Source organism: Candidatus Cloacimonas sp. (assembly GCA_035403355.1).
Lineage (GTDB): Bacteria > Cloacimonadota > Cloacimonadia > Cloacimonadales > Cloacimonadaceae > Cloacimonas.
Genome location: DAONFA010000022.1, coordinates 1 through 18,706, shown reverse-complemented (window position 1 = coordinate 18,706; position 18,706 = coordinate 1). Strand labels below are relative to the sequence as shown.

Below are 18,706 nucleotides of genomic sequence, written 5' to 3'. Positions count from 1 at the left end.
ATGTTAGCGCCCAAAAAAGTTAAACATCGTAAGATGATGAAGGGTAGAAGAAGAGGATTATCCTGGACTGGATGCAATGTCTCCTTTGGTGATTATGGCTTAATTGCTCTGGAAGATTCTTTCATAACCAGCCGCCAAATTGAAGCATGTCGTATTGCCATTACCCGTCATATGAAACGCGAAGGAAAGGTGTGGATTAGAATATTTCCGGATAAGCCGATTACCAAAAAACCAGCTGAAACTCGTATGGGAAAAGGTAAAGGAGCTCCAGAATATTGGGTAGCAGTAGTGCGTCCAGGTAGAGTTCTTTTTGAAATTGAAGGGGTGGAAATTGAAGTTGCCAAAGAAGCATTACGCCTGGCTGCTCATAAACTGCCGATTAAAACCCGTTTTATCACTCGTGAAGGAGTAGAGTTATGAAAATAGAGGAAATTCGCGAGTTAGGCATAGAAGAATTGAATACAACGCTGGAAGAACTGCGTATAGAGCTATTTAATCTTCGCTTTCAAAAAGCCAAGAATTTAATAGACCGTCCGGATCGGATTCGGAATGTCCGTAGAGATATCGCCAGAATATTAACAGTTATGAAAGAAAGAGAAAAAGAACTGAGGTGACAAGTGGCTACAACACATAAAATGATTAAACAGGGAATTGTCGTCAGCGATAAAAACGATAAAACCATCGTAGTGCGGGTTCAGCGTCAATTTATTCATCCCTTGTATAAAAAGACAGTCCGCAGGCATAAGAAATTTATGGCTCACGATGAAAACAATTCCGCTCACGAAGGCGATGTAGTGCAAATTATGGAATCCCGTCCTCTGAGTGCCCGTAAACGCTGGACATTGCATAAAATAGTGGAAAGAAGCAAATAAAGGAGTTGAGGAAAGATGATTCAGGTTCAAACTATGTTAAATATTGCCGATAACTCCGGTGCCAAGAAAGCTATGTGTATTAAAGTTCTGGGAGGCACACAGCGCAAATATGCCTCAATTGGAGATGTAATTGTAATTGCGGTGAAAAGTGCCACTCCCGGTGGAAAAGTGAAAAAGGGAAGTGTGGAAAGAGCCGTTATAGTTCGCACACGCAAAGAATTGCGTCGTCCGGACGGTTCTTATATCCGTTTTTCCGATAACGCTGCAGTGATAATTGATGAAAAACATGAACCTAAAGGAACTCGTATCTTTGGTCCGGTAGCACGGGAATTGCGAGAAGCTCGTTATATGAAAATTGTCTCACTGGCTCCGGAAGTTCTGTAGGGGGAATAATGACAAAGAATAAAATACGATTTAAAAAAGGTGACCTTGTAAAAGTAATAGCCGGTGACGATAAAGGCAGAAAAGGTCATATTCTAAAGGTTTTCCCCAAAACCGGAAAAGTGATTGTGGAAAAAGTGCATATGATTAAAAAGCATGCTAAGCCCACCCAACAAAATCCTCAAGGTGGAATTATTACTATGGAAGCACCGATAGAAGCTTCCAATGTTATGCTGTTTAATGAGAAACTGAATGCCGTTTCCAAACCGGTTTATCAAATTCATGAAGGACACCGGATTCGTGTTTGTAAAAAAAGCGGTGATGAGCTTTAGAGGAGATAAGAAATGAACCGTTTGAAAGAACGCTATAGAAATCAGGTTATGGATGCCTTATCCAAACGCTTTGGTTACAAAAACCCCCATCAGGTTCCCCGCCTGGAAAAGATTGTGGTAAGTATGGGAGTTGGACAGGCAACCCAGAATAAAGCTATTTTGGATAATGCCGTGAAAGATATGGAACTTATATGTGGCAGAAAGCCCATAGTAACCAAAGCCCATAAATCCATATCCAATTTTAAGCTGCGGAAAGGAATGCCTATTGGCTGTAAAGTTACTTTAAGAGATGAAGTAATGTATGAATTCTACGATCGGCTTATTTCCCTGGCGATACCGAGAATTAGAGATTTTCGCGGTATTTCTACTAATGCTTTTGACGGTAGAGGGAATTTTTCCTTCGGGTTAAAAGAACAAACCGTGTTTCCGGAAATAGATTATGATAAAATAGATATGATTCGGGGACTGAATATTACCATAGTAACTACCGCTAATACCGATGAGGAATGCCGTGCTCTGTTACAAGAGCTGGGTATGCCTTTCCAAAAAAATGAATAAGGAGAAATAAGTGGCAAAGAAATCACTCATTCTTAAACAACAACGAACCCCTAAATACAGAGTTAGAAAATATAACCGCTGCAAGATTTGTGGTCGCCCTCGTGCCTATATGCGCGATTTCGGAATGTGCCGTTTGTGCTTCCGTAAGTATGCTTCACAAGGTCAAATACCTGGAATAACCAGAAGCAGCTGGTAAAAAAAGACAGAGGAGAATAAAATGAGCGTTAGTGATCCGATAGCTGATGCATTAACTAAAATCCGCAATGCATATCGTGCCGGACATTCCCAAGTAACTGTTAACCACAATAAACTCGTAGAGGCACTGGTTAATATACTGGCGGAAGAGAACTTTGTAAACAGCTTTCAAGTTCTTGATAGAGATCCGGAGCATAAAATAAACTATAGACGAATATTAGTAATTCTGCGTTATACTAATGACGGAGAACCTGTTTTGCAGGGAATTCAGAGGATCTCAAAACCTGGAAGAAGGGTTTATGTGAAAGCTGATAAATTACCCTGTGTGTATAATAATACCGGCTGTGCAATTATTTCTACCAGCCAGGGTGTTATGGTAGATAGAGATGCCCGTTTGAAAAGCGTTGGCGGCGAATATATCTGCAAGGTTTGGTGAGGGAGAAGAAGATGTCACGCATTGGAAGAGCCCCTATCAAATTAATAAACGGAGCGCAAGTTAGTGTTTCCGATAACATTGTTACCATCAAAGGAAATCTGGGTGAACTGCAATGGCAACTTCTGCCCGGCATTTCTGTTGAAATAAGCGATAACCTGCTAAAAGTTAATCGTGCTGACGATAGCAAAAACCAGCGCGCTTTACATGGTTTAACGCGTGCTTTGTTACAAAATATGGTTACCGGAGTAACGGAAGGATTTCAAAAAATCCTGCATATTTATGGCACGGGTTATTCTTCAGAAGTAATTGGTCATTGGCTCAAACTTACTGTCGGCTATTCGCATGATATTTTGTTACAGATACCTGAAGAATTACAAGTAAAAGCGGAAGCTATTCCCCGCTCCAAAGGAATTCGTTCCGATTTTCAAAGCATAATTACTATCAAAGGGATAGATAAACAGCTGGTAGGGCAATTTGCAGCTGAAGTTCGCAATTGCCGTCCTCCGGAAAATTACAAAGGTAAAGGTATTCGTTATAATGACGAGCATGTTATTATTAAAGCCGGAAAAGCAGGAACTAAATAAGGGAAGGTGAAAAGAAATGATAACTTCAAGCTGTAAAATTAAGAATGCACTTCGCACCCGGCGGCATTTATCTATCCGCAAGAATTTAAGCGGAAGCGCTGAACGCCCTCGTTTAGTGGTCTTTCGTTCGCTAAGAAATATCTATGCTCAAATTATAGACGATACAAAAGGTGTTACTTTGGTTTCAATGTCCACCATAGCTAAAGATTCAGGTAGTTTAGAAGGAATGAAAAAAACGGCACAAAGTTTTGAAGTAGGCGTAAAACTTGGAGAAAAAGCACTTGCTGCCGGAATAACAAAAGTTGCTTTTGACCGTGCCGGATATAAATATCACGGAAGAGTGAAAGCCCTTGCCGATGGTGCACGCAAAGCCGGATTGGAATTCTAAGGAGTGATAAGATGAATAACGAACATAATCGTTTAGAAGAAGAAAAATTGATTGAGAAGGTTGTAGAAACCAAGCGTGTTGCCAAAGTAGTAAAAGGCGGCAGGAACTTCAGCTTTTCCGCAATTGTAGTAGTTGGTGATAAACAAGGTAATGTTGGTGTGGGAAATGGCAAAGCGAATGAAATTGCCGATGCCATTAGAAAAGCCAAAGAAAAAGCCGTTAAAAATATGTTTAAGGTGCCGATCGTGAAAGGAACCGTTCCCCACGAAATAGTAGCGCGTTATGGTGCTTCCCGGGTTCTCATAAAACCAGCTGCTCCAGGAACCGGAGTAATTGCTGGAGGAACAGCCCGAGCCATTTTTGAAGTAGCCGGCATAGAAAATATTTTGTGTAAATCCTTAGGTTCCAATACTCCGACAAATGTAGTAAAAGCTACTATAAACGGTTTGAAATCTATGCGTACTCTTTCCGATATTGCCCGGCTCAGAAATAAAACCATAGCTCAAATTACTGGTCAGGAGGAGAAATGAAAATTAAAGTTACTCAAATCCGCAGTACTATAAATCGTATTGAAGACCATAAAAAGGTTATCAAAGCCCTCGGTCTGGGGAAAATTGGTCACAGTCGTATTCATAATGATAGCCCTTCCATCCGAGGTATGATTGATAAAGTATCTTACCTTTTAAAAGTTGAAGAACTGAAGGAGGAATAGAAATGTTAACTTTATCAAATCTGGAAAGACCCGCAGGCAAAAAAGACAAAAAACGCGTAGGAAAAGGACAGGGTTCCGGTTGGGGACATCAAGCCGGACGTGGTCACAAAGGTAAAAAAGCGCGTGCCGGAGGGAATGTTCCTCCCCGTTTTGAGGGTGGTCAAATGCCATTAAACCGTCGTTTACCCAAACGCGGTTTTAAGAATATCTTCCGTGAAAATTACCGCATCCTAAATCTCTACCGTTTACAGGATTTGGAACTAACTGAATTAGATATACCTGCGATGGAAAAAATGGGTTTAATTCCCACTAAGGGAAAGAAAGCCAAGGCACCGGTTAAAGTTCTGGCTGGGGTAAAAGATGAATTCACGAAAACCGTTACAATCAAAGCTAATGCTTTCTCTCAAAGAGCCAAAGAGCTTATTGAAAAAAACGGTGGCAAAGCGGAGGTAATGTAACTTGTTAAAAACAATAGGAAATGTATTCCGGATACCGGATTTAAAGAAAAAGATATTATTTACAGCTCTATTCTTAGTGCTTTATCGCTTAGGTAGCTTTATTCCTCTTCCCGGAGTTAATGCTACCGCGTTGAAAGCTTACTTTGCAGGAGTAGATAGCGGTGGAAAAAATCTTTTTGGTTTGTTAGACCTCTTTGTGGGCGGAAATTTTGAACGAGCTTCAGTTTTTGCTTTGGGTATTATGCCCTATATTACCGCATCCATTGTAATTCAGCTCTTAGGAAGCATCATTCCCTATTTTGAAAAATTGCGTAAGGAAGGAGCGGACGGACAGAAGAAACTGAATCAGATAACTCGTTATGGAACTGTTATATTGGCTGCTTTTAATGCTATAACAATCACTATGTGGTTAGCCAGTTTGTCCGTTGGAGTTGTCCCAAGTTCTAATTTTTTATTTCATTTAACAGGAATAATTACCCTGGTTACAGGAACTATGATTGTTATGTGGATTGGAGAACAAATTACGGAGCACGGAATTGGTAATGGTATTTCCCTAATCATTTTTGCCGGAATAATATCTCGTTATCCGGAAGGTTTTGTAAGAATGATTCAAAAGATACCCGGTGACCCTTCTTATGTATGGAAGGCAATTATTTCCGTAGCTTTAATGGTGATAGTAACTGCAGCTGTTATTTTCGTTACGGAAGCAGTGCGTAAAATTCCGGTTCAATATGCCAAAAAGATAGTGGGAAGAAGAGTTTACGGTGGTCAAAGTACTTATATACCTCTAAGAGTTAATACAGCAGGTGTTATTCCAATCATCTTTGCTCAAAGCGTTTTAATGTTTCCTGCCACAATCATTGTTCTATTAGGGAAGGAAACTGCTTTCTGGACTACTTTAAAGGAATTACTTTCACCGGGTTCTATTATTTATACTATCTTATATGTCGGGCTCATTATTTTCTTTGCTTATTTTTATACTGCTATTGTGCTTAACCCTACAGAAATGGCAGAAAATATGGTAAAATACGGTGGTCATATTCCAGGTAAGAAACCAGGAAAAAAGACCGCAGAATATATTAATAATGTTTTAGTGCGAATTACTCTTCCCGGAGCTATTTTCTTTGCTTTTATCGCTTTGTTACCGGAAATTATGAGTAATCAGTTAGAGCTTCCTTTTTATTTTGGGGGAACCGGTTTGCTGATTGTGGTTGGTGTAGCTTTGGATACATTGCAACAAATAGAATCCCATCTGGTTATGCGTCACTATGATGGTTTTATGAAGAAAGGGAAATTGCGCGGACGCTCAATGTAAGGAATATGATATACATCAAATCGCCCACTGAGATAGAAAAAATGCGCAAAAGCTGCCGGATTATAGGTTGCCTGCTGGACGCTCTGGAAGAAATTATTCGTCCCGGAATTAGCACTCTGGAACTGGATAAATATGCTGAGGATTTTATTCGCAGTAGAGGTGGCAGCCCTTCATTTAAGGGATACCGGGTGGATAGTTTACCTCCGTTTCCCGGCTCTATCTGTGCCTCTATCAATGAACAGATTGTGCATGGAATTCCCAGCGCCAAAAAGATTTTGCAGGAAGGCGATATCATCGGAATTGATCTTGGAGTAGTTCTTGATGGATATAACGGGGATGCAGCCAGAACATACAGAGTAGGAAAAATATCCGCAGAAGCAGAAGACCTTTTGCAAGTAACTAAAGATGCTCTTTACAGAGGAATTGCAGCCGCTATTCCGGGAAACCGTGTAGGCGATATTTCTTATGCGATTGGCTCTTTTGTGAAATTCAAGGGTTATTTTGTAGCGGATGATTTAACCGGTCATGGAGTTGGACGGGATTTACACGAAGAGCCAATGATACCTAATATCGGAAAACAGGGTAGAGGTCCTCGTTTAGCTGCAGGAATGACTTTAGCGATTGAACCGATGGTTAATATCGGCACAAATCGTGTATCGGAAAATGGTTGGGAATTTAAAGTGGCGGATAATAGTTTATCTGCTCATTTTGAACATACTATTTTAGTAACCGATGGTGCACCCGAAATTTTAACAGTTGCCGGTTGAGGAAATTAGTTATGAGTAAATCCGGTGTTATTGAAGTGGAAGGAGTGGTGACAGAAGCACTACCCAACACAACTTTTCGCGTAACCCTGGAAAATGGTCATGAAATATTGGCACATTCTTCAGGGAAAATGAGAATGAATTATATTAGAATTCTGCCGGGAGATAAAGTTAAAGTGGAACTTTCGCCCTATGACCTTACCCGCGGCAGAATTACCTACCGTTATAAATGAATGATTGTATAAGCCCTTGGGCTATAACAAGGAGATGATAATGAAAGTGAGAGCTTCCGTTAAAAAAATCTGCAAGGACTGCAGAATTATTAAACGCCACGGCATAATCCGGGTTATTTGCAGTTCAAATCCCAAACATAAACAAAGACAGGGTTAAGGAGGAAAAACTTGGCACATATAGCTGGTATTGAACTTCCGAAAAACAAACGCTTGTTTATTGGGTTAACTTATATCTATGGAATTGGCAGGTCAAGTGCCATAGAAATCTGTAATAAGGCGAACATTGATCAAATGAAAAAAGTAGCCGATCTTACCATTGAAGAGGAAAAAATCCTGCGGGATATTATTCAGAATGAATATGTTGTTGAAGGTTCTCTTAGAACTCAGGTAGCGATGAATATTAAACGGTTGATGGAAATTGGTTGCTATCGCGGTTTAAGACATAAACGCGGACTTCCTGTCCACGGACAGAGAACTCATACTAATGCCAGAACCCGCAAAGGTCCTCGCGGAAACACAATAAAGAGAAAGAAATAGGAGAGGATAATGGCTACAAAAACCAGAACTAAGAAAAAAAGAGTGCGCCTTGCCTTTGATGAAGGACTGTTCTTTGTTCATTCCAGTTTTAATAACACTATTGTTACTTTAACTGATAGAGCGGGAAATGTTCTTGCCTGGTCAAGCGGAGGCAAAGTTGGTAACAAGGGCTCTCGTAAAAGTACTCCTTTTGCAGCTCAAGTTGCCGCTTCAGAAGTAGCTAAGGCAGGTTTGGATATGGGAATTCAGAAGGTTGGAGTGATTGTTAAAGGTCCCGGAGGCGGAAGAGAATCCGCAATTCGGGCAATAAATGCAGCCGGGATGAAAGTTACGATGATTAAAGATGCTACTCCTATTCCGCATAATGGCTGTCGTCCACCTAAAACCAGAAGGATATAAGGAGTAATAATGGCAAGATATACAGGACCTAAAGCAAAAATTTGTCGTAGATTTGGAGAAAATATCTATGGCAATGCAAAATATGATAAAGTATTAAGCAGACGCAAATTTCCAGCCGGGCAGCATGGCAGAGTTATGCATCGTAAGCCCTCCGATTACAATTTGCACTTGCGGGAAAAGCAAAAACTACGCAATACCTATAATTTACTGGAAAGGCAGTTCAGCAATTATTTTAAGAAAGCTGCCAAAGCTCCCGGTGTTACAGGTGATAATTTATTATTGCTATTGGAACGCCGTTTAGATAATGTTGTTTATCGGATGGGTTTTGCCGTAACCAGAATGCAGGCGCGTCAATTCGTTAATCATGGTCATTTTCTGGTTAATGGCAGGAAAGTGGATATTCCTTCCTATTTGCTTAAGGGGGGAGACATCATTGAAGTGCGTCCCAAGAGCAAAGGAATGAAACCTCTATTGGAAGCGATGGATAAAACAGAGGCCTCATCACCTTATTCCTGGTTAAGTATAGATAAAGAAAATTTCCGCGGTCAATTTCTTTCCCTTCCCGCAATCAGTGAGATTCCGGTTACTTGTGACCTGCGTCTTATTGTTGAGTTCTACTCCAAGTAATATGTTACAAGCTTAAGGAGCAGCTATGATGTATCTTGAACCTTTACAAATGCCCGAAGGCGTGGATTATGATAAACAGACATATTCCCGCACTTACGGCAAGTTTGAAATCGGTCCTCTGGAACCGGGATTTGGCACCACGATGGGAAATACCTTGCGTCGGATTTTGCTATCTTCCATTCAAGGGGCAGCGATTCGTTTTGTCCGAATTGAGGGTTTGCATCATGAATTTTGTCCTATTCCGGGAACAAATTCTGATTACATTGATCTAATTTTGCGACTAAAGAAACTTGTTATATATTCCAGTTCCATAGAAGAAGTATCATTGGTTCTTGAACACAAAGGAAAAGGGCAAATCCATGCCTCTGATATTCAGGAAAATTCCTATGTGAAAATTATCAATAAAGACCTTTATCTGCTGGAAGTGGTAGATGATATTGATTTTCGGCTGGAAATGATTGTAGGTATCGGAAGGGGTTATGTTTCCGCAGATAGACAAAATCCCGAGGGTAAAGCGGTTGGTTTTATTCCGATTGATTCTATCTATTCACCTGTGCTGAAGGTAAATTTCAGTGTTACTCATCAACGGGTGAAAGAAAGAATGAATTACGATCGCTTAATTCTGGAGATTTTTACCAATGGTGCTACAGAACCATCCATTGCGCTATTTCTTTCTGCCAAGATTTTGAAAGATATGGCAGCTAAAATATCTCTGTTTGAAATTGAACCGCAATACATACGCGATATAGAATTAGACCCCGAATTGGAAGAATTGGAAAGAAAATTGGCGAAAAATGTTCGCGAAATTGAACTTAGCGTGCGCGCTGCCAATTGTTTATCCCAGGCAAAAATTGATACTATTGGCGATCTGGTTTCTAAATCGGAACCCGAGATGCTTAAATTCCGGAATTTCGGTAAAAAATCTCTGGAAGAAATAATGCAAAAACTAAAAACTTACGATTTACACCTCGGAATGGATGTTGATTCTATTTACCGTCAAATTAGAGAAGCGAGAAACAGAGGTGTCCTTCCGGTTGAAGAAAAAGAAACCAAGGTTTCAGAAACAAAAACAAAGGCAAAACCTAAAACCAAACCGGTTGCTGAAAAACCTGCACCCAAAGAAAAAAAGACCAAAGAACCAGTAACTACTGCAACAGTGCGTAAGCCGGTTCCCGGCTCCAAAAAGAAGGTGAAAAATGAGACATAGAGTTGAAGGAAGAAAATTTGGCAGGGAAATGGATGCCCGCCGCTTGATGATGAGAAATCTTGTTAAATCAATGATAGAACATGGACAGCTGAAGACAACCCTCCCGAAAGCAAAAGAATTGAGAAGATATGTAGAACGCGTAATCACTTACGGTAAAAATGACACTGTCCATTCCAGACGCCTGGCTTATAGCGTTCTGGGCAATAGAACCCTGGTTAAAAAATTATTTGACGAAATTGCCCCGGCTTTTGAAGGCAGAAACGGGGGTTACACCCGGGTGTTGAAAGCAGGTTTTCGCAGAGGGGATAATGCCCCGATGGCTATTATCCAGTTTGTGGAAGAATCCACTATCAAACCTAAGAAGGATGCCATCAAAGCTAAAGACCTGAATAAGTAAAAATACACTCGCAGATTACGCAGATAAAAGAATTGATTACAAATTGGGATTGAACAGGATTTTTACCAAGAAGAAAAGATAATGTTATCCCAAAAGCATCTGCGTATATATTGAAAGTCAGAAGTCATCTTTACCTGGATTTCTTCTCTATCCCTTTACCGCATAGGACTAATAACGACGACAGCTATTTTATCACTATATAGTTACCGGCGTTATTAGTCCTTAATGCTGTGGATGGCAATAAAAAATGGTACGAGTTGGCAAGCGAAAAGTGATACACTTGAAAAAAAGGGAAAACAAACTCTTCACCTTTTGCTCTATGCTTGAAAGCCCCTAAGGATTAAATCGCAATGCTGACCTCCTGGTCAATCCCTTCTTGTGCTTGGACGACGAGGACATCGTCCTTCCGAGACAAAAAGCCCCTAAGGATTAAATCGCAATGCTGGCCTCCTGGTCAACCCCTTCTTGTGCTTGGACGATGAGGACATCGTCCTTCCGAAAAAAAAGCCCCTTAGGACTAAATCGCAATGCTGACCTCCTGTTCAATCTCTTCTTGTGCTTGGACGATGAGGACATCGTCCTTCCGAAAAAAAAAGCCCCTGAGAGAGACATCGCAATGCTGACCTCCTGTTCAATCTCTTCTCGTGCTTGGACGATGAGGACATCGTCCTTCCGAAGCCCCTAAGGGCGACACTAAAATAGCGACGGCGGCGTAAGCCCCTCGGGAAAAGTAAACCCCGAGTGCTTTTTTCACTTTCCCGGTTCCCTAAAACCCTCAAGGTCTTTTAGTAGAGGGCTGAAAGCGAAGGGCTAAGTGACAAACATTTTTATTTTCTGTTTTCCGTCTTCTTGATTTATATTATTTACCAACTGCAATACTGACCATTTTTCCGGGAACTACAATTATCTTTTTGATGTCCTGTTCTGCTATATAGCGTTTAACATTTTCAGCTTCCAGAGCCATCCGCTTAATTTCTTCTGCAGTAATATCTGGTTCAACTTCAATCTTTCCCCTAAGTTTACCGTTCACCTGAATTACATAAGTTATTTTATCCTGTATCAGATAGCGTTCATCATATTCCGGTAAGCCACAATCGTTAAGCATATTTTCATTGCCTATTTTTTGCCAAAGCTCTTCTGCAATATGAGGTGCAAAGGGATACAGCAATTTAGGTAAAGTAGCACAGGCAAAAGCATAAATTTTCAGTTCCGCGGCATTCAATTTTTCCGGTTCTTTAATTTTCAAGATAGCATTCAAGAATTCCATACAAGTGGCAATGGCAGTGTTAAATTGCAAACGGGATAAACAATCCTCTCGCCATCTATAAATAGCATAGTGGGTTTCATAACGCAGCTCTTTAATTCTTTCAGAAATAACATCCGCGCATTCATTTAGCCCTAAACCGCGTTTAATAAGTTCCAGATTACTATCTATCAATCGCCAAACCCTGTTCAAAAAACGGAAAGCACCCATAATGCCATCATCGCTCCAGTCCACATCTTTTTCGGGGGGTGAGGCGAAAAGCAAAAAAGTGCGCAAAGTATCTGCTCCATAGCGATCTATAATATATTTCGGATCAACAACATTGCCTTTGGACTTGCTCATTTTGGCTCCGTCTTTTGTAACCATACCCTGGGTAAGTAAACGGGCAAAGGGTTCATCACAATTTACCCAACCCAAGTCACGCATAAATTTATGGAAAAAGCGGGCATACAATAAATGCATACAGGCATGTTCAATTCCGCCAATGTATTGATCTACAGGAAGCCAATAATCAGCAAGCTCTTTACTGAAGGGTTCTTGCTTATTATTAGGGTCTGTGTAGCGAGCATAATACCAACTGCTATCTACAAAGGTATCCATTGTATCAGTTTCTCTTTTTGCCGGAGCTCCACATTTCGGGCAGGGAACATTTATCCACTCCGGGACGCTCAACAGCGGATTTTGGGTAGTTCTGCCTACTTGAACATTATCCGGCAATTCAACCGGTAAATCCTCATCCGGAACTAAAACTATTCCACAATGGGGGCAGTGGATAACCGGAATAGGATTGCCCCAATATCGCTGCCTTGAAATACACCAATCCCGTAAACGATAACTAACGGTTTTTTCGCCCCAACCGTTTTCCACAGCCCAATTGGTGATTGCAGAAATTGCCTCTGCACTATCCATCCCGTTAAACTTAGCAGAATTTACCATAATTCCCGGTTCTATATACGCTTCCTGCATTTCTTCCACTTTTAAGGACATATCGGGTTTTTGAATTACTATTTTAAGCGGGATATGATACTTTCGGGCAAACTCAAAATCGCGTTGATCGTGTGCCGGAACAGCCATAACTGCTCCCGTTCCGTAATCCATAAGAACATAATTAGTAATCCAAACCTGAATTCTATCTCCATTAAAAGGATTTATCGCATAACGACCGCTGAAAATTCCTTCCTTTATTGTCTCCTCTGCACTGCGCAGAACTTTATCCTCATTGATAACTTTATGGCAAAAATCCTGCAGTTCTTTATTATCCGGTTCTTCCTTCAGCCATTTTTGCACCAAAGGATGCTCCGGAGGCAAAGCCATAAAAGTTACTCCGTAAATAGTATCCGGACGAGTTGTAAAAATCGGAATTTTGTCGTTTGTCCCTTCTAAAGTAAAATCAACTTTAGCGCCTTCCGAACGGCCTATCCAATTCTTTTGCATTGTGATTACTCGCTCAGGCCAATCAATCACTTTGGAAAAATCCAGCAATTCTTCTGCATATTCAGTAATTCTGAAATACCATTGCTCCAGTTCTTTTTGTTCTACAATGCTTCCACAACGCCAACAGTGACCATCTACAACCTGTTCGTTGGCAAGAACTGTCTGACATTTATCACACCAGTTCTGAAATCCCTTTTTTCGGTAAACTAAGCCCTTTTCATATAACTTCTTAAAAAGATATTGACCCCAACGATAATACTCCGGACGGCAAGTGCTGATTTCTCTGCTCCAGTCAAAACCAAAACCCATACTGTCAAATTGAATACGCATCGCGGCAATGTTTTCTTCAGTAGTAAGGCGCGGATGGGAATTGTGCTCAATCGCAAAATTTTCCGCGGGCATACCAAAAGCGTCATAACCAATGGGCTGCATCACATTGAAACCTTCCATCATTTTCAAGCGCGATATAACATCTCCAATAAAGTAATTGGAAGCATGCCCTACATGAAGAACTCCTGATGCATAAGGAAACATTGAAAGAACATAATATTTGGGCTTGGAACTTGTATCGGGGGCATTAAATATCCCTTTTTCCCGCCAAATATTCTGCCATTTCTTTTCAATTTCATTAAACCTGTATTCCATTTTCTTTCTCCCAAGTGTATCTTTTTATCTTATAGCACATTGCAAAATCTGTTAGAGCGCATAATTGTCAAGCAAAAGCTGCAATCCGGATTTTGGTTTACAATTTTCACCTGCCTTCAATGTAACTACACCCCAAGAACATTTTCACTTTCACCCGTTCTACAACGGTTCTACAAACCGAAAAACTGTTAGTTAAAATAAAATTTCTTAAGTTAACTACTATATAGGCAATAGGTTCTGATTTATCTTAAAGCTAAATTTACAAAAAGATAAAAAAACACTTGACATTTTAATGGCAAGATAAGTATAGAACAAAATATTTATAGTAGGAGTTACTATTATGAAAAAGCCCTTATTTACTCTCGTCCTGGCACTTTTGGTAAGTGCTATCTTTTCCACTGTCTGGAATGTAAATAGCATTCCTGGAATGGCTGCAAATTTTAACAATTTAGATGTTGCTTGTGCCTCATCAGATGTAGCCGATTATGATACTCTGTATGTTTATGGAGCACCTTCCACTTATAGTGATGTAACTTTAACTCGTCCATTAACGATTATTGGACCGGGCTATTTTCTGAATCAAAATCCCGGTCTGCAAAATAATCTTACCCCTGCTAAAGTAGCCAACATTATTTTTAATTCCGGTTCCAGCGGTTCATTAGTTAGCGGAATGACAATTTACTATCTGCAAGCAAATATACCTAATATAGTAGTTCAGCGCAATTATATTAACAGGATAGGTATTTATGCTTCCAATTGCATTATCCTTCAAAATTTTGTTAATTGCGAAGATTGGAATGGTCAATCAATATATGCTGATATGGCAGCAAATTATCTAATAGCTAATAATTTCATAGCAGCTTCAACCGGTGAATGCTTTCATTCCACAGAAACTTGCAGTGGAATCTTTGCTAATAATATCACTAATAACAGTTGTCTCTTTTATAACGCAGATGTTTATAATTGCATATTCTGGTTTTTCGGCCAGGGATGGGAATTTAGTTTTTCTTATAATCCTGCAACTTCGTTTCACCATAATGTATTTCGTGCGATAAGCAACTGGAATTGGCAAACTAATGCAAATATAACAGGAGAAGGAAATTTGTATGATGTTCCGGGTGATATTTATGTAGCAACTGGTTCTCAGGATGGTTATTATCAGCTTTTTCCTGGTTCTTCGGCTATTGGAGCAGGCATCAATGGACAAGATTGCGGAATTTTTGGCGGTTTAGAACCCTACCGTTTATCGGGAATTCCTGCCATTCCTACCATTTATGAATTTACTGCTCCTGCAACTGGGTTTGTAATTCCTGTTCAGATAAAAGCTCGTTCCAACAATTGAGGTGCAAAATGAAACGCATTTTATTGTGTTTCTGCCTTTGTTTTGCCGGTTTTCTATTCTTGGGGAGTGTAAACATCTCTCAGGTAGAATATTATTTTGATACGGATCCGGGCTTGGGATTGGCAACTCAGGTGCCTATTACTCCGTCTGCAGATATCAATACCGGTTTTGATGTTAACCTGCAAAATGTATCAGATGGCTTGCATTTATTATATCTCCGTGCCAAAGATGAAACCGGAAAATGGAGCTTATTGAACAGTAAATTTATTTTAAAACAATCCTCCCTGAATACTCCGATTACTTATCTGGAATATTTTTACGATACTGATCCCGGTTATCATTTGGGCACTGCCTTGGCTTTTACTGGAAGTTCGGATATCTTATGTACAGAGTCAATTTCTACTAATGGTCTTTCCAGTGGCTTGCATTTTTTGTTTGTGCGCTGTCAAGATGCCAAGGGCTTTTGGAGTGCCAATTGTTCCAAAGTAGTTTTTAAAGGGGCAGCCGGTATCAGTCCTATTACTTACGCAGAAATGTTTGTGGATAATGATCCGGGGCAGGGAAATGGAATTCCTGTTTCTTCCCGTATGAGGGAAGAAAATTCCTACCTGTTTAATTTTGAGCTTACTGATGAAAATGTTCCACCTGGAATGCATTTGCTGGGTGTCCGAGTGAAAAATAATGCCGGTTACTGGAGTTTGAATGAGTATAAATTCCTCTATCTGTCTTCCTATTCTCAACCCGTTATAAATAGTGTTTGCTGGTATTTTTCCCGGTAGCGGAGCTAATCCCGAAGAGGTTTATACTTATGCACTTACTAATCCGGCAACGGATATTACAGTAGCTTTGGAAGCAAGCATTGTGCATTTACAGCAGGATGGTGAATATCAGCTCGTTATGTTTATTACCAATGCCCGCGGTCAGAAAAGTATGCCTGAATACAAATTCTTTACAGCTGATTTTAGTCCCAATAATGTTGTTCTAACTATCAATGGAACAAATTTGAACTTAACCTGGGATAGCATTATTGGAGCAAACCGCTATCTGGTTACGCAAAAAACAGACCCTTATCAGACAGAAGGCACTGTTTACACGGTAGATGGCAATTTTATAACTCTTCCTATAGCAGCAAAGGGATTTTTTAATGTGAAAGCGCAGAGAGATATCCGCAATAGTTTCTCTACCGCTATTCGTTCTCGTAAATAAGGTCTTAAATCCAAGTTAGATAACAAAAACATTATTTGCCGGTATCAAGAACTGTTGGCAAGCAAAAATTATATTCTTCGGTTGTTGATAGTTCGTGCTACCGGTTTTTAGTCATTACGATATAGCTAATTAAGGAAATAGCAAAGCCAGATAAATTCAACAGGCAATCTTAGCTATCGGATTGCTGAATTCAGATACGGGGAATGCCTTTCTCACAACCTCAATAAACAAAAGTTTCGCTGATTTTGGATAGCCAAAATTGTATCCTCAATGAATGATTGCTAAATAGATTGGCTTATCTGAACTGTCTTACGGCTATATAGCAATTGCGAGACCACTTGAAATCATTAAGCAACAATTGGTGCCTTTGGTAAAAGAAGAATTTGCCAATGCATTTTCCCCGAATGTATTATTGGGCATAAACCTAAACAAAGTAGATAATTCTTAGGTAAGCTTTTGAAAAATCTTGGTTCAAAACTTTACTTGTAGATAAGAAAATAAAACTATATCGATCAATAGAAAAAGAAGATGTAGATCCTTCTTGTTCTAATTCTCCTACTAACGAGAATGCTCAGTTCAATCCTTATGCGATGAACATTTATTACAAACCGGTTCATTATCCCGCTTTGAGAGTAATTTCTATAGTTCTTGAGATATTTTCTTTCTTAATGGTTGTAACCGGTTTGATAGGTGCGATAGTTATATCTAAAGTAGAAGGCGATTTATGGCCATTTGGTATATTAGCACTTGTAGGAGCAATCGTAAGTGCGATAATTTTAATAGCAATTGCTGAATTGGTCAAAGTGTTAGCCGATATCTCTATAAGTACCAGAGCAACGCTTAATCAAGTTATTGATGCAACAGTAAGAAAACCAGAGCCAGAAAACAAGCAATAACAACATATCAGACAGTAAATTATAAGAATTTTACTAATTTATCTTTGCCTAAAGGCAAATAATAAGCTTTCTGTGCTTTAAATTAGATAAGCTTATAAGATACAATGGAGGTAGCAAAGTCATTCTTTACCCAAAAAGCCAAATTTTTCTTAAATGAGTTTGCCAAAGATATTTGCAAAAATAGAAAATTCACTATCCCAATGCAGAATACGCTATAGTGTTATTTAATTATTATTTAGCCCTAACTATATCAATTTAGATACATCGGACAGCAAAAAATAAAACTACGCTGGCAGAGATTACAAGTTAAAAAAAAATGAGAGGATAATAGGAAATCTGTTTTGTTTATCCATTCGTATATCCGTAACCGCATCGTTTAGCTTGACTATTTATCACAGCAATAATAGAAAGCCAAATAATTCATATTGCATTTTTTGTGCTTGACAACTGGAGTAAAGTTAAAAGTATAGCATAAATTCAAAAAAAGGAGAAATGTTATGCGAGTTTTAGCAAACATTCTGTGGCACTTCCCGTTCTGCGGTTTTATGACCGCTCTAACCGCTTTTATTGTTGGTGGCATTTTTATCATTTCAGTGATTGGTGCACCTATCGGCTTAGGTCTTATCCAATTTGGCAAATTTTTGTTAGCTCCTTTCAGCTATTCAATGGTCAGCAAAAAAGACCTGAATATTGAGCAGAACAAAGCTTGGAAGACCTTTGGAATAATTGCTACGATTTTTTATATTCCTTTTGGATTGGTTCTTTGTGTTTTAACATTGTTCCAAATTGCCGGTTTATTTATTTCCATTATCGGTATTCCGGCAGCACTTGTTTTAGCAAAAAGTTTGGGAACATATTTTAATCCCGTTAATAAGACATGTGTTCCTGTAGCTGTAGCTAAGGAAATTGAAAACCGTAAAGAACAAAAGAATGTAAACAGTTATTTAGCGAACAATTAGTTACTTATCGGCCAATTTAAAAGTAAGAAGTCAGGAGTCGTCACTGCCAAAAACCCTTTTTCATATTTATGCCGGGTTATGGCAGTGAGGACTCGTGACGAGTTATTGTCTCTAAAGGATTTCACTGATATTATAAAGATATAGAGTACCCGGATTGAGAATGCCCAATTTAGAATGAATGTAAAATGGCAACCAGGAAAAAATTGCGGTGTCTCAGCGAGCTCCGGCTACACAAAAAAATCGTAGCTGTAGGACACCCCTCTCGTAAAATTCACGATGCAAACAGCTTGTTTTGACTTACAATTTTGCCACAGCCATCACTGAAACCACAACTCACAAATTGCAAACAATGGCAACCGCACTTTTACTGGTTTCCTCATTTCAAAATTGTGAGTTAAAACAAGAATCCTGCACACTGGCAACCGAATTTCACCAACCCCTCAAATTCCACAATCGTAAAGGATTTTCTTTTTCACATTTGCAGGGTTGAGTTGGAATTGTTCAGAAATAGTGACTTCGCGACGAATTTTTGTTTTAACTCTAAACCGAGCTTCAGCTTTGACAG

28 protein-coding genes are annotated in these 18,706 nt (G+C 39.5%); 27 read left to right on the top strand and 1 reads right to left on the bottom strand.

Annotated elements, in window-relative coordinates; translation table 11 throughout:
* Genes rplP through rplQ form a run of 22 tightly spaced genes read left to right on the top strand, consistent with a single transcriptional unit; the run spans position 1 to position 10,395 of the window.
* Positions 1-420 carry a 50S ribosomal protein L16 gene (gene rplP, locus PLE33_06510; GenBank protein ID HPS60900.1) on the top strand — a complete coding sequence of 140 codons (420 nt, stop codon included), beginning with the start codon at positions 1-3 and terminating at the stop codon, positions 418-420.
* Positions 417-614, top strand: coding sequence for a 50S ribosomal protein L29 (rpmC, locus tag PLE33_06505; GenBank protein ID HPS60899.1), 198 nt, complete (start codon positions 417-419; stop codon positions 612-614). The genes rplP and rpmC overlap by 4 nt, the downstream gene beginning before the upstream one ends.
* A 21-nt stretch (positions 615-635) precedes the next feature.
* A complete protein-coding gene (rpsQ, locus tag PLE33_06500) occupies positions 636-872 on the top strand; it encodes a 30S ribosomal protein S17 (protein ID HPS60898.1) in 237 nt (78 codons plus the stop codon).
* A 15-nt stretch (positions 873-887) separates the two neighbouring features.
* Complete coding sequence (gene rplN, locus PLE33_06495; GenBank protein HPS60897.1) at positions 888-1,256, top strand: 50S ribosomal protein L14; 369 nt, start codon at positions 888-890, stop codon at positions 1,254-1,256.
* 23 nt (positions 1,257-1,279) lie between these two features.
* On the top strand, positions 1,280-1,585 hold the full coding sequence (gene rplX, locus PLE33_06490; GenBank protein ID HPS60896.1) for a 50S ribosomal protein L24: 306 nt from the start codon (positions 1,280-1,282) through the stop codon (positions 1,583-1,585).
* A 12-nt stretch (positions 1,586-1,597) separates the two neighbouring features.
* Positions 1,598-2,143, top strand: a complete 546-nt coding sequence (rplE, locus tag PLE33_06485) for a 50S ribosomal protein L5 (protein ID HPS60895.1) — start codon at positions 1,598-1,600, stop codon at positions 2,141-2,143.
* A gap of 10 nt (positions 2,144-2,153) precedes the next feature.
* Positions 2,154-2,339 (top strand): type Z 30S ribosomal protein S14, encoded by a 186-nt coding sequence (locus PLE33_06480; GenBank protein ID HPS60894.1) that lies wholly within the window; start codon positions 2,154-2,156, stop codon positions 2,337-2,339.
* A 21-nt stretch (positions 2,340-2,360) separates the two neighbouring features.
* The gene (gene rpsH, locus PLE33_06475) at positions 2,361-2,774 is read left to right on the top strand and encodes a 30S ribosomal protein S8 (GenBank protein ID HPS60893.1); all 414 of its coding nucleotides are present in this window, start codon (positions 2,361-2,363) and stop codon (positions 2,772-2,774) included.
* Between the two features lie 11 nt (positions 2,775-2,785).
* Positions 2,786-3,358, top strand: a complete 573-nt coding sequence (gene rplF, locus PLE33_06470; protein ID HPS60892.1) for a 50S ribosomal protein L6 — start codon at positions 2,786-2,788, stop codon at positions 3,356-3,358.
* A gap of 16 nt (positions 3,359-3,374) precedes the next feature.
* Complete coding sequence (gene rplR / locus PLE33_06465) at positions 3,375-3,746, top strand: 50S ribosomal protein L18 (protein ID HPS60891.1); 372 nt, start codon at positions 3,375-3,377, stop codon at positions 3,744-3,746.
* 11 nt (positions 3,747-3,757) lie between these two features.
* A complete protein-coding gene (gene rpsE / locus PLE33_06460; protein ID HPS60890.1) occupies positions 3,758-4,276 on the top strand; it encodes a 30S ribosomal protein S5 in 519 nt (172 codons plus the stop codon).
* Positions 4,273-4,458 carry a 50S ribosomal protein L30 gene (rpmD, locus tag PLE33_06455; GenBank protein HPS60889.1) on the top strand — a complete coding sequence of 62 codons (186 nt, stop codon included), beginning with the start codon at positions 4,273-4,275 and terminating at the stop codon, positions 4,456-4,458. Before rpsE ends, rpmD begins: the two co-directional genes overlap by 4 nt.
* A gap of 2 nt (positions 4,459-4,460) precedes the next feature.
* Positions 4,461-4,916, top strand: a complete 456-nt coding sequence (gene rplO, locus PLE33_06450; GenBank protein ID HPS60888.1) for a 50S ribosomal protein L15 — start codon at positions 4,461-4,463, stop codon at positions 4,914-4,916.
* Position 4,917: 1 nt separating this feature from the next.
* Entirely contained in the window at positions 4,918-6,231 is a 1,314-nt protein-coding gene (gene secY / locus PLE33_06445; protein HPS60887.1) for a preprotein translocase subunit SecY, read from the top strand.
* A gap of 5 nt (positions 6,232-6,236) precedes the next feature.
* The gene (gene map, locus PLE33_06440; protein ID HPS60886.1) at positions 6,237-6,998 is read left to right on the top strand and encodes a type I methionyl aminopeptidase; all 762 of its coding nucleotides are present in this window, start codon (positions 6,237-6,239) and stop codon (positions 6,996-6,998) included.
* Positions 6,999-7,009: 11 nt separating this feature from the next.
* Complete coding sequence (infA, locus tag PLE33_06435) at positions 7,010-7,228, top strand: translation initiation factor IF-1 (GenBank protein HPS60885.1); 219 nt, start codon at positions 7,010-7,012, stop codon at positions 7,226-7,228.
* A gap of 40 nt (positions 7,229-7,268) precedes the next feature.
* Positions 7,269-7,385, top strand: coding sequence for a 50S ribosomal protein L36 (gene rpmJ / locus PLE33_06430; protein ID HPS60884.1), 117 nt, complete (start codon positions 7,269-7,271; stop codon positions 7,383-7,385).
* Positions 7,386-7,396: 11 nt separating this feature from the next.
* Entirely contained in the window at positions 7,397-7,765 is a 369-nt protein-coding gene (rpsM, locus tag PLE33_06425) for a 30S ribosomal protein S13 (protein HPS60883.1), read from the top strand.
* 9 nt (positions 7,766-7,774) lie between these two features.
* Positions 7,775-8,164 carry a 30S ribosomal protein S11 gene (gene rpsK, locus PLE33_06420; GenBank protein ID HPS60882.1) on the top strand — a complete coding sequence of 130 codons (390 nt, stop codon included), beginning with the start codon at positions 7,775-7,777 and terminating at the stop codon, positions 8,162-8,164.
* 9 nt (positions 8,165-8,173) lie between these two features.
* Entirely contained in the window at positions 8,174-8,791 is a 618-nt protein-coding gene (gene rpsD / locus PLE33_06415; protein ID HPS60881.1) for a 30S ribosomal protein S4, read from the top strand.
* Positions 8,792-8,816: 25 nt separating this feature from the next.
* Positions 8,817-9,998 carry a DNA-directed RNA polymerase subunit alpha gene (locus tag PLE33_06410; protein ID HPS60880.1) on the top strand — a complete coding sequence of 394 codons (1,182 nt, stop codon included), beginning with the start codon at positions 8,817-8,819 and terminating at the stop codon, positions 9,996-9,998.
* Complete coding sequence (gene rplQ, locus PLE33_06405) at positions 9,988-10,395, top strand: 50S ribosomal protein L17 (GenBank protein HPS60879.1); 408 nt, start codon at positions 9,988-9,990, stop codon at positions 10,393-10,395. Before PLE33_06410 ends, rplQ begins: the two co-directional genes overlap by 11 nt.
* A gap of 859 nt (positions 10,396-11,254) precedes the next feature.
* Here rplQ and leuS read toward each other — a convergent pair.
* The gene (gene leuS, locus PLE33_06400; protein HPS60878.1) at positions 11,255-13,738 is read right to left on the bottom strand and encodes a leucine--tRNA ligase; all 2,484 of its coding nucleotides are present in this window, start codon (positions 13,736-13,738) and stop codon (positions 11,255-11,257) included.
* Between the two features lie 340 nt (positions 13,739-14,078).
* Here leuS and PLE33_06395 point away from each other — a divergent pair, with 340 nt between their 5' ends.
* From PLE33_06395 to PLE33_06375, 5 genes are all read left to right on the top strand, one after another.
* Positions 14,079-15,080: a hypothetical protein gene (locus tag PLE33_06395; GenBank protein HPS60877.1), complete on the top strand. Its 1,002-nt coding sequence runs from the start codon at positions 14,079-14,081 to the stop codon at positions 15,078-15,080.
* 8 nt (positions 15,081-15,088) lie between these two features.
* On the top strand, positions 15,089-15,859 hold the full coding sequence (locus tag PLE33_06390) for a hypothetical protein (GenBank protein ID HPS60876.1): 771 nt from the start codon (positions 15,089-15,091) through the stop codon (positions 15,857-15,859).
* Positions 15,834-16,286 (top strand): hypothetical protein, encoded by a 453-nt coding sequence (locus PLE33_06385; protein HPS60875.1) that lies wholly within the window; start codon positions 15,834-15,836, stop codon positions 16,284-16,286. Before PLE33_06390 ends, PLE33_06385 begins: the two co-directional genes overlap by 26 nt.
* 590 nt (positions 16,287-16,876) lie before the next feature.
* Complete coding sequence (locus PLE33_06380; protein ID HPS60874.1) at positions 16,877-17,182, top strand: hypothetical protein; 306 nt, start codon at positions 16,877-16,879, stop codon at positions 17,180-17,182.
* Positions 17,183-17,679: 497 nt separating this feature from the next.
* Positions 17,680-18,141: a YccF domain-containing protein gene (locus tag PLE33_06375; GenBank protein HPS60873.1), complete on the top strand. Its 462-nt coding sequence runs from the start codon at positions 17,680-17,682 to the stop codon at positions 18,139-18,141.
* Positions 18,142-18,706 lie beyond the last annotated feature (565 nt).